Origin of the sequence: Pseudomonas sp. PD9R (assembly GCF_019200975.1) — a bacterium.
In the GTDB taxonomy this organism is placed as follows: domain Bacteria; phylum Pseudomonadota; class Gammaproteobacteria; order Pseudomonadales; family Pseudomonadaceae; genus Aquipseudomonas.
In genome coordinates, this window is sequence record NZ_JAHTMR010000004.1 from 192,636 (window position 1) to 208,227 (window position 15,592).

Sequence of the window (15,592 nt, forward strand, 5' to 3'; positions counted from 1 at the left end):
ACGTCTGCAAAGCGAGTGTGTTTATTCATATCCGACGTACCCATAACAAAAATACAGGTATACAAAACATGACGCCGAGACTGAATGTTGTCTGCTTGACGGGCATAGTGGCTGCGCTTCCGGCCCTGGCCCAAGCCGATTTCCTCAAAGACAGCCGCTTGAATTTCAGCACCAAAAACTACTATTTCAATCGCGATTACCGAGACGGCACGGGGCCTTCCAAGGCCGAGGAGTGGGCGCAAGGTTTTGTTATGAAATACCAATCCGGTTATACCGATGGTCCGCTCGGGTTCGGACTGGACGCAATCGGCATGCTCGGGATCAAGCTTGACTCGGCGCCTGAGCGTTCGGGTACCGGCATACTGGCGCGTCAGGCTGTGTCCGATGATCCAGGCAAGCCCTACGCCAAACGCGCTGCTGATGACTATTCGAAGTTGGGATTGACGGCCAAGGCGCGCCTCTTTGACAACAACGAACTATTCGTCGGTAGCCTCCAACCCGCAGGCATTGCGGTGATACAGCCAAACATCAGTCGTCTATTCCCCCAGACTTTTGAAGGCCAGCAACTGACCAGCAAGGCCATCGAAAACCTGACGTTGAACCTGGGCCATATTAGTCAAGTGAAGCAACGCGACTCTACCGATTTCGAAAAAATGGGAATCACCAGCCAGTCCGGACAGTACTCCAGCGCGGCGCGCTCTGACGATTTCAAGTTTGCCGCGGCCGACTATCAAATCACCCGGGATCTGCTGGCGAGTTTGCATTTCGGCCGACTCCAGGACATCTACCAACAAGGTTTCGTGGGCCTCAAATACAACGCGCCATTGGGCCCTGGTCGCATATTGGGAGAGCTACGCTACTTTGACGGCAGCGACGCTGGCGCGGCACTGGGAGGCCATGTAGATAACCAGGCGCTCAGCACCAATATCGGGTATTCCATCGACGGTCATACCGTCAGTGGCGGGTATCAGAAACAGTGGGGCGATACAGCCTATCCGTTGATTGACGGCACGGTCAGTTACCTGTTCACCGAATTGCAGGTCAGTAACTTCTCCCGCGCCAGGGAACGCTCCTGGCGCGCGCGTTATGACTACAACTTTGCCGCTGCGGGAATGCCTGGGCTGACGTTCACCACGGTTTATGTGCAGGGTGACCAAGCCAGGGTGGTGAACATGAATCAGGAAGGCCAGGAGTGGGAACGCGACACCTACATAACCTATGTCGTGCAGGACGGTCCGCTGAAGAATGTCGGAGTGCAATGGCTGAACGCGACTCAGCGCTCCAATTACACGCGCAACACCGATGAAAATCGCTTGATTTTCAGCTACAGCCTGGCGTTGAAATAGCGCTGCACACATAAAAAAAGCCGTCTTTTTAGACGGCTTTTGTCTGTAATGAGGCCGACGTGATCAGACGCGAGATTGTTCACCTTCTGCCAGACAGACTTGCATGATCCGCAGGTTTTTGTCCGTCACGCGGGTAGGGAAAACCTCACTCAAACGGTCTTCGTGTACAGGGATGACTCGCTTGACTTCATAGTCGACCGCTTTGAGCATTTCCTCGGTCGCCAGCACCAAGTTGGTGTTGCTGTTTTGCGCCAGGCCAACGGGACGGTAGTCTAGCGTTCCAGTGATATCACTGTTGATGATCTGCGGATTGGCCACCATGTTGTCGTAGACGTACACAAGGTCTCCGGCCAACACCCAGCTGTTATGAGCGACCGCTGCCAGATCGTTGCGCACATGTACCCACATGCAGCCGAAGGTGTGGCTGTCGAATGCAACGCGTAGATCAATGCCAGGCGCTACATCTTCCATTTCGCCATCTACGCAAATCAGCCGTCCTTGGCGGGCCAGTTCCACTGCACGGAGAATGTCCGAGGGATCAAGGCCCGTGCGCGTCCAGTTCAGTCGATCCGGCAGGGCCATGGCCCAGATCCATTTCGACAGTTCTCGTTCCTGAAGGTAGAACCGCGCATTGGGGAAAGCATCGGTGTTACCGAAATGGTCAAAGTGAGCGTGTGTGACAAACACGGTATCGATGTCTTCGGGGGTCACATCGCACTGAGCCAAAACCTCTCGAGCGGAATGCCAGTTAGTCACGCCAAACTGCCCAGCCAGGGCCTGGCCATAGTCACGATGGTTGTAACCGACGTCCACCATAATGGTCCGGCCATTTCCCTTTATCAGCACGTAGCAGTACGGCAACTTTCGAACACCTTCGTTATGGATGCCGTATTTGATACCGCTGACTGGAAAGTCAGGGATGTGGGCGTATTCGAGAATCCAGATCGAGTAGGGGGACATGACAGCCTCTTTTATTGGTCTTTGATTGACTGTGGTTTCACTGCTGCGAACAACAAAAACAGGTGTTTTGCAGGTCCACCGGCATAAGCCCTGAGTGCGGGATGGCGATGCAGCGCAAGAGTGCGTTGGCCTTGTTGAGTTCGCTCAGCCATCCGGGGGCGCGCGTTTTGAAAACAGCAGCGTTATTGATGTTGCGATGCAATGCCCGAGAGAGGTCAAGCAGGTTTCTGGCCGCGAGTGAAAGGTGTTTGAAATGCGTTAACCCCATAGGCGGAACCTTGAGTTGGTTCAGCAAATCCAGGGTCTCGATCAGCGCCTGTTCCGGGGTTTTGGCTAATTGCGCGTAGGTGGAAAAGCCATTGCGGGCATGCCCGAGAATTAGCAAGCCAGCCATTTGCGCAATGACCCGATTGAGCTGCCCATAAGGATGTTCGATCAAGGCGACATAACGATTGAGCTCATCGGTGACATGCACCAACGAGCGGTCTGACGGGACGGGTATAGGCTGAACCGCTTCATCGCCGAAGGGGGCCAGGCGACCCTCCATACAGTCCTGACTGAACGACAATGAGTAAGGCGAGTCTTGCGAACGCATAGCATCAAACATGTGGGGGCTCTCTTATTGTAATCCGCTTGAGTATTTGAGCGGCCCGGCCCCTTGGCAAACGCATAAAACTGATCACAGCTAATCGACTGGCTGATGGATGTCCCTGGGTTTTTCCTGTGAACAAAATTCACATCCAGTGTGAATAACCGGGCGTATCCACGGATTCAGAGATGTAATAGTTTAAGCACATGTGCTCCCAAAGCCGCCGGCACCGCGGTCGATACTAATAAGAGAAGGAGGAGAGATCTGGACAACTATTCCCAAATGCTCGCCTTCATCCGAGCGGCCGAACATGGCAGTTTTTCCGCGGCGGCCCGTGCCGGCCATCTGACCCCCTCGGCCGTCAGCAAGCTGATTTCACGACTGGAAGATCGCTTGCAGGTGCGATTGTTTGTGCGAAGTTCACGGGCACTGCTGCTGACGGAGGAGGGCGCGGCGTACCTCAAAAGCGCACTGGCCGTCGTCGATGCCATGAGCGAGGCGGACTCACTGGCCGAGCGATTGCCCACCAGGGTCAGTGGCATGCTGCGCGTGCATACGATGACCACGTTCGCCAAGCATCAGATAATGCCGTGGCTACCTGAATTTCTCGGCACTTACCCGCTCCTTGATCTCGACATTCAGCTGGGGCCGCAATACATCGATCTGTTTGAGCAAGGGGTGGATGTGGCGATTCACAGCGGGTTCTTGCCTGACTCTTCGCGGGTGGCGCAACGTCTGAATGACAATGAATGGATTGTGTGCGCTTCACCCGAATACCTGGCCCGTCAGGCGCCTCTGCTCCATCCGCAGGACTTGCTGGAGCATCAGTGCTTCGGGTTCAGTTTCGATAGTCAGTGGAGCGCCTGGTCGTTTCGGGAAAACGGTCGCTTGATCAAGGTGCCATTCCGCAGTCGCACGTCATTCAGCCAGGGTGACCTGTTGCGAGATCTGGCGCTGCAAGGGGCGGGCATCGTTAAGTTAGCCGGATTTCATATTGGCGAGGATATTCGTCAAGGTCGTCTCGTCCCTGTGCTGTCCGAGTTTTATACCGGAACAAAAGAATCAGTCAGTCTGATTTACGCGAACCGTAAATACTTAAGTCCGCGAATCAAAGTATTTAATGACTTCCTCAGCAGCCGCGTCAAAGGCTTGTGCTGGACGATTACATAACACATTTTAGCAAGACCCTCTTTCTTGCCCTGTTGCTTGAGTTGCATTGATTGAAAGTGCGCTCAATCGTTATCAAGTTGCACGTTTGCTGCCGACTTGATGGTGTCTGCGATAGCGATATCGCAATCTGGTAAATGTCTGACCGTGAGGTTGAATAAAAATGACTGTACAAGAACAAAGTTTGGCAAGGCCTGTGATGACTTCTCATCGTGGTGATCGATCCAAGGTGCCCTATCAATTCGACCAGCCGGCCGGTATGCCAGCCGACTTTTTGCTGGCGGGTGCGCTCAATCTCGACTGTGATGAACGCGAGTGGGTACCCCAGGCTGAAGGTGTCTGGTTTCGGCCATTGATACTGAGCCTGAGTGGCGGCTACTTCGTCAATCTCACCCGGGTGCGGCGCTCAGGTGTGCTGTCCCGCCACCGCCATGGTGGGCCAGTGCACGCGTTCACTTTACGGGGCCACTGGCATTACCTCGAGCACGAATGGGTGGCCACCGAAGGGAGCTACGCGTTTGAACCACCAGGAGAAACCCATACGCTGGTAGTCCCCGAAGAGGTCACCGAAATGATTACCTTGTTCCATGTGACCGGCAACTATGTCTATGTAGATCCCTACGGTAAGGCGCTGGATTACGAAGATGTTTATACAAAGCTGGAAAGTGCCCGTCAGCATTATGAAAGTGTCGGGTTAGGCGCTGACTATGCCGATCGTTTCATTCGTTGACATCTGCCCCGTATCAACTGTACGCCGCGAACTCTAAATGAATTTACGAATTCGCATTGTTCGCGGATACCCGTTTTTCTAACTTGCGTGAATTTTTATGCTGCTTGCGCAGCAAGCAATAATTTTCGAAATCCATGTCGCGGGGTATTAAAAGCGCGGCCCCGAGTTTGACTCGATGAAATCTTTCTTGCGCACTTCCAATAACAATATTTGCAGGAGATTCGATCCATGCAACTCCAATCCTCCGTCGCTCAAGGCGCCATGGCGTTGATCGATGACAACGATCCTGTTTACCGAAAAATTGCCTGGCGGCTCATGCCGTTTCTGTTCGTCTGTTACGTGTTCGCCTATCTGGACAGAGTGAACGTCGGGTTTGCCGCATTACATATGAAAGCCGACCTGAGTTTCTCCGACGCCGTCTACGGGCTGGGGGCGGGTATCTTTTTCTTCGGTTACGTGTGCTGCGAGATACCCAGCAACTTGTTGATGAAACGTCTGGGTGCCCGGGTCACTATCGCCCGAATCATGATCGGCTGGGGCTTTGTGTCGTGTTGCACCATGCTCGTTCATAGTCCCACCTCGTTCTATCTCATGCGCCTGTTGCTCGGCGCTTTTGAGGCCGGCTTCGCTCCGGGGGTATTGCTGTACTTGACGTTCTGGTTTCCACCGGCCCGACGGGCTCAAATGGCCGCGATTTTTCTCTGCGGGTCGGCTATCGCTGGCGTGGCAGGGGCGCCGTTGTCAGGGGTCATTCTGGATGCGTTCCATGGGATTGCCGGGCTGCAAGGCTGGCAATGGCTGTTTGTCATAGAAGGAGTTCCGTCCATCGTGCTGGGCCTCATCGCACTGGCGTTGCTCTCTGATGGCCCGAGTACCTGCAAGTGGCTCAGACCCGACGAAAAGGCCAAAGTAATACGGCATTTGGCGAGTTTCCAGCCGGCAGTCGATAGAGGTTTCCTGGCCGCTCTGCGAGAACCGCCGATCCACTTGATCGCCTTGACCTGGTTCACCATCGTTTGTGGCCACAACGCCGTCAACTTCTGGATGCCTATGATGTTGCGGGAAGCAGGCTTGACCACCGCGACGCAGATCGGCATGTGGGCCGTCGTGCCTTACGCCTTCACCACGATCGGAATGATCCTGATCTCACGACACTCCGATCAGCGACTCGAGCGGCGTATTCATATTTCTGCGTGTTCATTGCTGGCGGCGGTAGGTTTTGGGATGTTGCCATTTGTTCAGGGGCATTTTGGCCTGAGTATTTTCGGGCTGACACTGGCAGCGCTCGGTGTGTTCTCTGCAATGCCGATCATCCTCGCAATGCCCATGAGCTATCTGCCGGCCGGCGCTACCGCCGGGGGGATCGCTTATGTGAACACGATCGGGATGCTGGGTGGTTTTGTCGGGCCTTACATGATGGGCGCGATCAAGACGGCTACGGGCAGTTTTGCGAACGGGTTGTTCGCCGTTACCGGACTGTTGTTGATCGGAATATTGATCATGACCTTGATGGTACGAACTCCTCGCCTGGAACCTGTGCTGGATGCGCGAGTACCTGCCGCATAAAGCGAAGAAAATAGTGTGGGACATTGCCTGCACGCGATGTGATTCGTTAGATAATTCGTCGAGTGATTACTCGGCGATTTAACTATTTCGTTTGTACTCGCAGGGGCGGAGAGGGGCTTGCTCTTGTTTTTATAATGCAAGCGGTGAGGCGTAAGGAGCAGTAGTCGTTTGATGCGCGGGTGTAACCGTTAACCGCCGAAGGCGTCGCAATCTGTTGACAACGAAAGGTATTCAAGCCCTTTGATGTGTCCACTGGAGTCGCGGTAGATCATGGTCACGGGAACGGCATTGCACTTATCCGCTGGGGTCGTAATCGAAATCACACTGGCGATGTCCAGGTGCATTGTGTAGCGATACGGTTCAATTTCTACATGGCGTTCATCTGTTGACTGACCTGCCATGACTGTGGAACAGAACACCAGAACTGCCAATGGAAGCAGGTTTTTCATTGCAATAACCTCGTTGATCAAGACTCCCTCCGTACGTTGCGTGGACGAAACCGAGGGAGGTAAGCCGGGTGTTGAGGCAGCGATTCGACCTTAGAGACCGATAACGTCGCGATGAACCTCAAGCGAATTGCGCTCTACCCAGTTGTGCGCCAGCAGACCGTCTGGGCGTACTTCCCAAACCGCAGTACCGAGCATTTCGAAAGGTGTGCTACACGAGCGAGCACCTATGAAGCCCTTGTTCTTGCCGGTGAGTTTCCACCGTGAGGCCACGCGAGTACCTTCTTTGTTCTGGAAGGTCTCGATGCTGCCAAATGTGAAATCTTCGATCTTCGACAGAAAGACGCCGATCCACTCAATAAAGGCTTCACGGCCGACGACATCGACCCCGCCAGAGGTAATGACAAAGTCTTCAGCAACAAAGCGCGCGGCGGCCTGCGGATCTTTCGCCTGCCAGACTTCGCGCCAGAAGCGTTCAACAATTTCTACAGCTTTATTGTCAGGCATTTTCTATCTCCTGGAATTTGGGCTCGGCGTCCCATTCAGTGGTGACGCTGGATTAATCGGTGAAAAGTCCCTAGGGGATGATCACAAGTATGATGTTCGGAGTTTGCTATCTATAATTCAAACGCATAAAGTTAATGGCATCTAGTTGAAAGGCGAATTCATCATGCAAGCGGGCGACGTTGATATCGATTTGCTTCGGGCGTTTATCGCAGTCGCAGAAACGGGGAGCTTCACGGCGGCGGCGGAGGTGATTGCACGATCGCAATCAGCGGTGAGTCAGAAAATCATCCGGTTGGAAGAAGTACTTGGCATGCGCGTTTTCGAACGCACCAGTCGTGCATTGACTCTGACCCCGGAGGGCGAACGTCTTCTGGTTGGCGCACGCAAAATGATGGTGCACTTTGACAATTTCGTCCGTGAAATCAGAGAGCCGGAGGGGGTGAATGTCCTGCGTCTGGGCATCTCTGAAAACCTGGTGCCTACCCAGTTGCCACGACTGCTCTCACGCTTCAGCAAGCTCTATCCGGATATTCAGCTGGAACTCACCACTGGCCTCAGCAACGACTTGTTGGCGGACCACGAAGCAGGACTGCTGGATGTGGTGATCGCGAAACGCAAGATCAGCGCCACGGCCCAGCGCGGTAGGATCATCTGGCGTGAACCACTGGTCTGGATTGCCGCAAAGGATTATGAAATTGAAGCATCGCGGCCGGTGCGCCTAGTGATGATGCGACCTCCATGCGCATACCGCGCGATCATGATCGAGGCGATGGCTTCGGTAAGGCGCGAGTGGACTTCGGCCTGTCTGGCCAGCAATCTGATTGGCGTTCAAGCAGCCGTAGCAGGCGGATTGGGTATCACCGCCCTTGGCACTTCATTTCTGCAGGAAGGCATGAAAATCGTCGAGCCCTCGGAAAAATTGCCAACGCTGCCCACCACTGAAGTGGCGGTGATCGGCGATGATGTTCGCACTCAGCATTTAGTCCAGCCTTTGGTGTCGTTGCTGACTGAAGGACTGATGTCTGGCACTAGCCTGACCTGACATTCCAGGTTTCATACTTCTTGATCGCGTCAGCGAAGGGCGCATTCAATGCTGATCTTGCAATAGCGCGATCAACGCCTTCACACAGCCGGGCAATGCTTCTATGTCACGAACCAGGATGCTGCGTTCGCGAACGACCCAAGGCTCGTCCAACGATAAAATGGCCAGATTCATGGTTTTACTGTTACGGATGGCGGCCGACTCCGGTATGACGCCAATGCCGACACCAGCCTCAACCATTCGGCAAACGGCCTCGAAGCTCGACAACTGAATTCGCCATACCAGGGTTTCACCCAACAACTCGGCCTGGTCACGGACAAACGCCTGGAGCGTGCTGCCTTCTTGCAAGCCGACGTGATGGAACGCCACAGTGTCACGCAATTTTATGTGCTTGCGCTGTGTCAGCTCGTGCTCTTTGGGTACCACAAGCACCAGTCGGTCTGTACTGAAGTGCAAAACTTGAAGGTTTTTCGCCGCAACAGGGCCGGCAATGATGCCGATATCCGTTGAGCCATCAAGTACCCCTCGAATGATGTCGCGCGATAGGCGCTCCCGTAAATCAACCGTCACACCAGGGCGTGCAGCGAGGAATCCTGCCAGCAGTTCCGGAAGGAACTCAGTGACAGCAGTTGTATTGGCGAAAATGCGAATGTGTCCGGAAGAATCGGTGCCGAATTCGGCGAACTCGGTTTTCAAGTAACCGACCTGACGCATGATCAATCGCGCATGCTGCAAAAGCTTCTTCCCGGCATCCGTCAGATCGACACCCTTGCTGTCGCGATACAACAAGTGGCTGTTCAACTGCGCTTCCAGCGCTTTGATCCGTACGCTTGCCGCGGCAGGCGAGATGAAGGCTCGTCGCGCCCCCTGAGTCAGACTGGAGGCTTCTGCGATGTGTATGAACAACCGCAGATCGGTCAAATCAAAGTGCATCGGCAAAGCCCTTTTCCTATCAGCTGAAGCGTTAATTTTGTATTAACGCCGGGTTAAATAAAAGTAGATTCACAGAACGCCAGGCCACTCGCATTATCGGCCTCGACCGAATAATCGAGGACGCACATTTCATGAGTAATCAGGACCTGAGCGCTTGGCTTGGCAAGACTGAACAGGCGGTGGATGATCTGGGATCAGGACTGCTCAAGCGCGTAGCGGCAACTTTTGGTGCGCAGCCGATAATGCCCGGCGCACCGCTTCCCGCGTTGTGGCACTGGTGCTTTTTTCAGGACCCCGTGGCCGAGTCTGGCCTGGGTGCAGACGGACATCCAGCCCGCGGAGGTTTCCTGCCTCCTGCCGACAATCGCAATCGAATGTGGGCCGGTAGCCGCGTCGAATTCTTTCAATCGCTACTTGCCGGTATTGAGGCGTCCCGCCTCTCGACCGTCACGCGTATCGAAGAAAAGGTCGGGCGCAGCGGCCAGTTGTTGTTCGTGACGGTAAGGCACGAGTTTTTCCAAAACGGACACCTGTGCATTCGTGAAGAACAGGACATTGTGTATCGCGAGGCCAGCGCACCGAATCTGGCTGCCGGCAATGCAGTGCCGGCAGCCCAGTGGAATGAATCCGTTTCTCCTACCGCCGTACTGTTGTTCCGTTATTCGGCCATCACGTTTAACGCGCACCGTATCCATTACGACGTTCCCTATGTCGTGGACGTCGAAGGCTATCCCGAAAAAGTCGTCCACGGCCCGCTCATAGCCACACTGAATCTGCATGCATTTTTACGCGCCCATCCCACTGCACAACTGCGCACTTTCAGCTTTCGTGGCGTACGCCCATTGATCGCCCCCCATCTCTTTGAAGTTGGAGGAACACTAGTTGAATCCGGCCATGCGCAGTTATGGGCGAGCAATGAAGGCGGGATCGCGCAGGTCGCGGATCTGATTTTCGACTGAGTGAGCCAACTCACTTGCTGGCATTTTGAGAGTGATCGCAATGCAAAACAAAAATGAAGAACTCAACGCAATTCGGGAAGGTGTACAGGCATTGTGCGCGGAGTTCGACGGCGCTTACTGGCGTGAGGTCGATGAGCGCAAGGGCTTCCCGGAAGCGTTTGTCAAAGCACTGACTGACGCCGGATGGTTGGCCGCAATGATTCCTTTGGAATATGGCGGATCTGGCCTGGGATTGGCCGAAGCCTCGGTGATTCTCGAGGAGGTCAACCGTTGTGGCGGTAACTCCGGCACCGTGCACGGGCAGATGTACAACATGTTTACGCTCTTGCGTCACGGTAGCGAAGAGCAGAAAAGTTACTACCTCCCCAAAATCGCTGCAGGTGAACTGCGGCTGCAATCCATGGGGGTCACTGAGCCCTCTACGGGGACAGACACCACGAAGATCAAAACGACGGCCGTTCGCAAGGGCGACAAGTATGTAATCAATGGGCAGAAAGTCTGGATCTCGCGCATCCAGCATTCCGACCTGATGATCCTGCTGGCGCGGACTACGCCCCTGGCGGAAGTGAAAAAGAAGTCGGAAGGCATGTCGATCTTCCTGGTCGATCTACGCGAAGCCATCGGAAACGGCCTGACTGTCCAGCCGATAGCAAACATGGTCAATCATGAAACCAACGAGTTGTTTTTCGACAATCTGGAATTGCCGCTCGACAGCTTGATTGGGGAGGAGGGCAAAGGATTCAGATACATCCTTGACGGCCTGAATGCCGAACGTACATTGATCGCCGCAGAGTGCATTGGTGACGGCCGGTGGTTTATTGAAAAAGCCAGTGCTTATGCCCGTGATCGCGTGGTTTTTGGACGCCCCATCGGGCAAAACCAAGGTGTCCAGTTTCCGATTGCCGAAGCGCATATCGAAATCGAAGCGGCCGATCTCATGCGCTGGCGCGCTTGTGAAGAGTACGACAGCGGCATTAACGCCGGTGCCAGTGCCAACATGGCCAAGTACCTCGCTGCAAAAGCTTCTTGGGAAGCCGCCAATGCCTGCTTGCAGACCCACGGAGGCTTCGGTTTTGCCTGTGAATATGACGTCGAACGCAAGTTCCGCGAAACACGCCTCTATCACGTCGCCCCGATTTCCACCAACTTGATCTTGTCGTACGTAGCTGAGCACTTGCTCGAGCTACCTCGCAGTTTTTAAGGGAGCCAGCCCATGAGTCATACACAGCAATTAGCCAAATTTCTCGCTGATCTTGATTACTCCGATATCCCCGACAACGTGCTGAGCCGCACAGAGGAACTGTTTCTTGACTGGCTCGGCTCTGCGCTCGCCAGTCAGGGCGCGCACCCGATCCCGCTGTTTGAGCGTTACGCAAAAACAATGGGACCGGCGGAAGGCAAGGCGATAATCGTCGTCAACGGTCTCAGCACTTCCGCGTACTTTGCGGCGTTGGTCAATGGCGCTTCGTCGCATCTGGTTGAGCAGGACGATTTACACAACAGTTCGGTACTGCATCCTGCAACCGTCGTATTTCCGGCGGTGTTAGCCGCCGCGCAAGAGCATGGGAAGTCGGGCCGTGACTTGCTTTTAGCGTCGATTGCCGGCTATGAGGCAGGCATCCGCATTGGTGAATTTCTGGGGCGTTCGCATTATCGTATTTTCCACACTACAGCGACTGTCGGGACCTTGGCGTCGGCGGTTGGGGTGGGCAAGTTGCTTGGACTCGACCAGGAGCAATTTATAAATCTTCTGGGTACCGCCGGCACTCAAGCGGCCGGGCTTTGGGAGTTTTTGCGCGATGCCGCCGACTCCAAGCAATTGCACACGGCTAAGGCTGCCGCAGATGGTTTGCTCGCGGCCTATTTTACTCAAGACGGGCTTACCGGAGCGCGCAATATTCTGGAAGGCGATCAAGGCTTGGCTGCTGGAATGTCCAGTGATGCCGATCCAGGCAAATTGTCGAACGGCCTGGGCAGCCGATGGGCATTGCTTGAGACCTCTTTCAAATTCCATGCCTCATGTCGTCACACCCATCCTGCTGCTGACGCACTGCAGAACGTGATGCGCGAACACGAGCTCACCCATAAAAACATTGCCAAGGTGGTCACCCACGTCCATCAGGCGGCCATTGATGTGCTGGGGCGCGTAGTAGTGCCCAAGACTGTCCATCAGGCGAAATTTTCCATGGGAACGGTCTTGGGTTTAATCGCCGTTCATGCAAAGGCAGGGTTAACTGAGTTCGATCGTCTGGCGCTGACCGATCTGGATGTCGCGAGTTTTGCAAATAACGTCAGCATGGAACTGGATCTGGAAGTCGATCGCGCCTACCCGCAGCAGTGGCTCGGTCGAGTACAAGTCACCACAACGGATGGCCGGGTGTTTCTCGGCAAATGCGATGAGCCTAAAGGTGATCCGGGTAACACGCTGTCTCGCCTCGAACTGGAAGAAAAATTTCGTAGATTGCTGGGGTTTTCCCAAGCACGAACCCCCGACCAGATCAATCAGCTGATCGAACGTATCTGGGCGCTGCAGTCCACCGACAACCTGTCGACACTGTTGGAGTAGTCGTTGATGAATCAGAACAATAACGCAACGCGTCCGTTGGACGGGATCACGGTTGTCAGCCTCGAGCACGCTATTGCAGCGCCATTTTGTACGCGCCAGTTGGCGGATATGGGCGCGCGAGTGATCAAAATAGAACGCCCCGAGATTGGCGATTTCGCTCGCGGGTATGACACTCGAACCAACGGCTTGGCGTCCCATTTTGTGTGGAGCAATCGCTCGAAGGAAAGCCTCGCGTTGGACGTCAAGGCAGAAGGGGCGAGCCGTGTACTCGACGCTTTACTTGCCAAGGCCGACGTCCTGGTGCAGAACCTGGCACCCGGTGCGGCTGCGCGAATGGGGTTGTCGTTTGAAACGCTGCGCGTCCGGTATCCGCGGCTTATCGTCTGCGACATCTCGGGTTATGGGGAGGGCGGGCCTTACTCGGACAAGAAAGCCTATGACTTGTTGATTCAAAGCGAGAGCGGCTTCTTGTCGGTCACCGGTGGTGCCGGCGAGAATGAGATGGCCAAGGCCGGGTGTTCGATCGCCGACATCGCGGCCGGTATGTATGCCTACAGCGGCATATTATCCGCGTTGCTGTTGCGCGGGCGCACCGGGCTTGGTAGTCGGGTCGATGTCAGCATGCTTGAAAGTCTTGCTGAATGGATGGGCTTTCCAATGTATTACGCCTACGACGGTGCTCAGCCGCCACCACGTGCCGGCGCCTCTCACGCCACCATTTATCCCTACGGACCGTTCCCGGCCGGTGACGGGGGAGCGGTGATGCTCGGTCTGCAAAATGAGCGCGAATGGGCGACTTTCTGCGACCACGTGTTGCTGATGCCGAGCCTCAAACTCGACGAGCGTTTCTCCGCCAACGTCAAGCGCTCCGCCAATCGTAAGGTTTTACGGCAGATCATCGTAGATACCTTTGCCGATCTGAAGGCAGCAGAAATTGTCGAGCGGCTGGACCGTGCGCACATTGCCAGCGCCAACGTCAACGATATGGCCGGGTTGTGGAACCATCCACAACTCAAAGCGCGCAAACGGTGGGTACAGATTGACAGCCCCGCAGGGTTGCTTCCTGCAATGCTGCCTCCAGGCATCAACAGTGCGTTCGCTCCTCGCATGGACCCTGTCCCCGCGCTGGGTGAACACAGTGAAGCCATTCTTGAAGAGCTCGGTTATACGGCCGAATCGATTGAGCAAATGAAGCGGGGGGCAGTGATATGAGCGGACGAAACTTACCGTCGGTGATCACTGCGCTGTTTGTTCCAGGGAGCCGACCGGACCGGTTTTCAAAGGCGCTGGCTTATGGCGCGGACCGGGTGATTGTCGATTTTGAAGACGCCGTTGAGGAGTTTCTCAAACAACAGGCTCGCCACAATCTGGCATCGTTTCTGCGTAGTCATCCGCAAGCGCAAGTGATGGTGCGCATTAATGCGCCCGATCATTGTGAGCACGCCGCGGATATTAACTTCTGCGCGGAGCACCCAGGTGTTATCGGCGTGATCTTGCCCAAAGCCGAGTCGGATGCTCAGGTCGAAGCACTCCTGCGTTGTGGCAAACCCGTGTGGCCGCTGATTGAAAGTGCCAGGGGCTTGCTTGCGCTGCAGAGCATCGCAACGGCCAAAGGCGTTGAGCGCTTGAGTTTCGGGGGCCTGGACCTGGCTCTGGACTTGGGTATGAAGGGCGCTGAAGAAAGCGCAACGATCATGGATCAGGTTCGCTTTCAACTGCTGTTGCACAGCGTGAGCGCGGGTCTGGCGCCGCCGATCGATACCGTGTTTGCCAATATCAGTGATTTGCACGGATTGTCACTGGCAGCACATCGTGCACGGGGTATGGGGTTTGATGGTTTGCTGTGCATACATCCTGCTCAGCTGACAGTGGTCGCGGCGGAGTACGCCCCTGCGGCGCGTGAGGTAGAGTGGGCACGCAACGTCCTTGCTGCGGCTGAAAAAGAAGGGGGAGCGTTTCGCTTCGATGGACAGATGGTTGACGCGCCAGTGCTGCAGCGCGCTCGTCAGGTACTGGCTCATGCAAATTAACCGGAAATTTTGCTTCAGATGCCGAAGGCTCTTGCGCAAGGTGCTTTTCGGATTGAGCAAGTTGCCTGCCTATGCATAGCGAGTGGGCATGGGCGGTGTGACGAATGAATTCGCTCCTTAAAGAACGGCCGGTGTTGTGCGACTCGGCAATCGTGCGAGTCGCCACCCAATTGATGCTCGAACAAGGCTACAGCGCCATGTCCATGCGCACATTGGCCAGAACACTCGGGGTGCATGCAGGTAGCCTTTACTACCATTTCCCCGGAAAGCGGGAGTTGCTTGAACAGGTGCTGACGTCGGTGTTGCAGGAGCGACTCGACGCCTGGCAAGCCTTCAAACCAGCACTTGGAGGCGTTCTGGACCAGTTTGATGCATTTGTGCTGTTTCATCTGCGCCGCAGTATTGAGTTCGGAGGTGAAGAGCGTTTGGTTGAGCGGGAAATGCGCCATATCGATGAAGCATCACAGTGCCAACTGATCAAGCTTCACGCACGTTATGTGGGCGAACTCAGTGAGATTATTACTCACGGCATTGAGCAGGAACTGTTTCAAGTGTGCAATATCGACCTTATCTCGCAGTGCATGCTGTCGATGCTTTCAGGGGTCATCATTGCGATGGGTAGTGAGGCGGTGACGGATCGATCCCTCACCGATCCAGTGGCGATGCTCTGTCGAAAACTGGTTCAGGTTAGGCATTAGCCTTGGCTGCGGCAAATCACTCGCTAGAGGCAGTCGCGCGTCTTGCTCGCGTG

Annotated in this window: 16 protein-coding genes; 11 read left to right on the forward strand and 5 right to left on the reverse strand. The window is 55.0% G+C overall.

The window, feature by feature from the left end:
* Window positions 1–68: 68 nt before the first annotated feature.
* The gene (locus KUF73_RS10995) at window positions 69–1,346 is read left to right on the forward strand and encodes an OprD family porin (protein WP_218438235.1); all 1,278 of its coding nucleotides are present in this window, start codon (window positions 69–71) and stop codon (window positions 1,344–1,346) included.
* 63 nt (window positions 1,347–1,409) lie between these two features.
* On the opposite strand, the gene KUF73_RS11000 is transcribed toward KUF73_RS10995, so the two are convergent.
* Window positions 1,410–2,306, reverse strand: coding sequence for an N-acyl homoserine lactonase family protein (locus tag KUF73_RS11000; RefSeq protein ID WP_218438073.1), 897 nt, complete (start codon window positions 2,304–2,306; stop codon window positions 1,410–1,412).
* Window positions 2,307–2,343: 37 nt separating this feature from the next.
* The gene (locus KUF73_RS11005; protein WP_077183557.1) at window positions 2,344–2,913 is read right to left on the reverse strand and encodes a hypothetical protein; all 570 of its coding nucleotides are present in this window, start codon (window positions 2,911–2,913) and stop codon (window positions 2,344–2,346) included.
* A gap of 264 nt (window positions 2,914–3,177) precedes the next feature.
* On the opposite strand from KUF73_RS11005, the gene KUF73_RS11010 reads away from it, so the two are divergent.
* The 3 genes from KUF73_RS11010 to KUF73_RS11020 all read left to right on the forward strand — a co-directional run bounded on the left by KUF73_RS11010 (window position 3,178) and on the right by KUF73_RS11020 (window position 6,358).
* Complete coding sequence (locus KUF73_RS11010; RefSeq protein ID WP_218438074.1) at window positions 3,178–4,065, forward strand: LysR family transcriptional regulator; 888 nt, start codon at window positions 3,178–3,180, stop codon at window positions 4,063–4,065.
* A gap of 196 nt (window positions 4,066–4,261) precedes the next feature.
* The gene (locus KUF73_RS11015; protein WP_218438075.1) at window positions 4,262–4,792 is read left to right on the forward strand and encodes a 2,4'-dihydroxyacetophenone dioxygenase family protein; all 531 of its coding nucleotides are present in this window, start codon (window positions 4,262–4,264) and stop codon (window positions 4,790–4,792) included.
* 228 nt (window positions 4,793–5,020) lie between these two features.
* Window positions 5,021–6,358, forward strand: a complete 1,338-nt coding sequence (locus KUF73_RS11020) for an MFS transporter (protein WP_008018020.1) — start codon at window positions 5,021–5,023, stop codon at window positions 6,356–6,358.
* A gap of 188 nt (window positions 6,359–6,546) precedes the next feature.
* On the opposite strand, the gene KUF73_RS11025 is transcribed toward KUF73_RS11020, so the two are convergent.
* The gene (locus tag KUF73_RS11025; protein WP_218438076.1) at window positions 6,547–6,828 is read right to left on the reverse strand and encodes a DUF2790 domain-containing protein; all 282 of its coding nucleotides are present in this window, start codon (window positions 6,826–6,828) and stop codon (window positions 6,547–6,549) included.
* Between the two features lie 69 nt (window positions 6,829–6,897).
* Complete coding sequence (locus tag KUF73_RS11030) at window positions 6,898–7,311, reverse strand: ester cyclase (RefSeq protein WP_008018018.1); 414 nt, start codon at window positions 7,309–7,311, stop codon at window positions 6,898–6,900.
* Window positions 7,312–7,456: 145 nt separating this feature from the next.
* Here KUF73_RS11030 and KUF73_RS11035 point away from each other — a divergent pair, with 145 nt between their 5' ends.
* The gene (locus tag KUF73_RS11035; RefSeq protein ID WP_256345562.1) at window positions 7,457–8,353 is read left to right on the forward strand and encodes a LysR substrate-binding domain-containing protein; all 897 of its coding nucleotides are present in this window, start codon (window positions 7,457–7,459) and stop codon (window positions 8,351–8,353) included.
* Window positions 8,354–8,398: 45 nt separating this feature from the next.
* Here KUF73_RS11035 and KUF73_RS11040 read toward each other — a convergent pair whose 3' ends face one another.
* Window positions 8,399–9,286 carry a LysR substrate-binding domain-containing protein gene (locus KUF73_RS11040; RefSeq protein ID WP_008018016.1) on the reverse strand — a complete coding sequence of 296 codons (888 nt, stop codon included), beginning with the start codon at window positions 9,284–9,286 and terminating at the stop codon, window positions 8,399–8,401.
* Window positions 9,287–9,417: 131 nt separating this feature from the next.
* Here KUF73_RS11040 and KUF73_RS11045 point away from each other — a divergent pair, with 131 nt between their 5' ends.
* The 6 genes from KUF73_RS11045 (at window position 9,418) to KUF73_RS11070 (ending at window position 15,539) form a co-directional block, all read left to right on the forward strand.
* Window positions 9,418–10,245: a transposase gene (locus tag KUF73_RS11045; protein WP_218438077.1), complete on the forward strand. Its 828-nt coding sequence runs from the start codon at window positions 9,418–9,420 to the stop codon at window positions 10,243–10,245.
* Between the two features lie 40 nt (window positions 10,246–10,285).
* Window positions 10,286–11,446, forward strand: coding sequence for an acyl-CoA dehydrogenase family protein (locus tag KUF73_RS11050; RefSeq protein WP_218438236.1), 1,161 nt, complete (start codon window positions 10,286–10,288; stop codon window positions 11,444–11,446).
* Between the two features lie 12 nt (window positions 11,447–11,458).
* Entirely contained in the window at window positions 11,459–12,811 is a 1,353-nt protein-coding gene (locus KUF73_RS11055) for an MmgE/PrpD family protein (protein ID WP_218438078.1), read from the forward strand.
* Window positions 12,812–12,817: 6 nt separating this feature from the next.
* On the forward strand, window positions 12,818–14,023 hold the full coding sequence (locus tag KUF73_RS11060) for a CaiB/BaiF CoA-transferase family protein (RefSeq protein WP_218438079.1): 1,206 nt from the start codon (window positions 12,818–12,820) through the stop codon (window positions 14,021–14,023).
* Complete coding sequence (locus tag KUF73_RS11065) at window positions 14,020–14,841, forward strand: CoA ester lyase (RefSeq protein WP_218438080.1); 822 nt, start codon at window positions 14,020–14,022, stop codon at window positions 14,839–14,841. The genes KUF73_RS11060 and KUF73_RS11065 overlap by 4 nt, the downstream gene beginning before the upstream one ends.
* A 104-nt stretch (window positions 14,842–14,945) precedes the next feature.
* Complete coding sequence (locus tag KUF73_RS11070; RefSeq protein ID WP_218438081.1) at window positions 14,946–15,539, forward strand: TetR/AcrR family transcriptional regulator; 594 nt, start codon at window positions 14,946–14,948, stop codon at window positions 15,537–15,539.
* The last annotated feature ends 53 nt before the right edge of the window (window positions 15,540–15,592 follow it).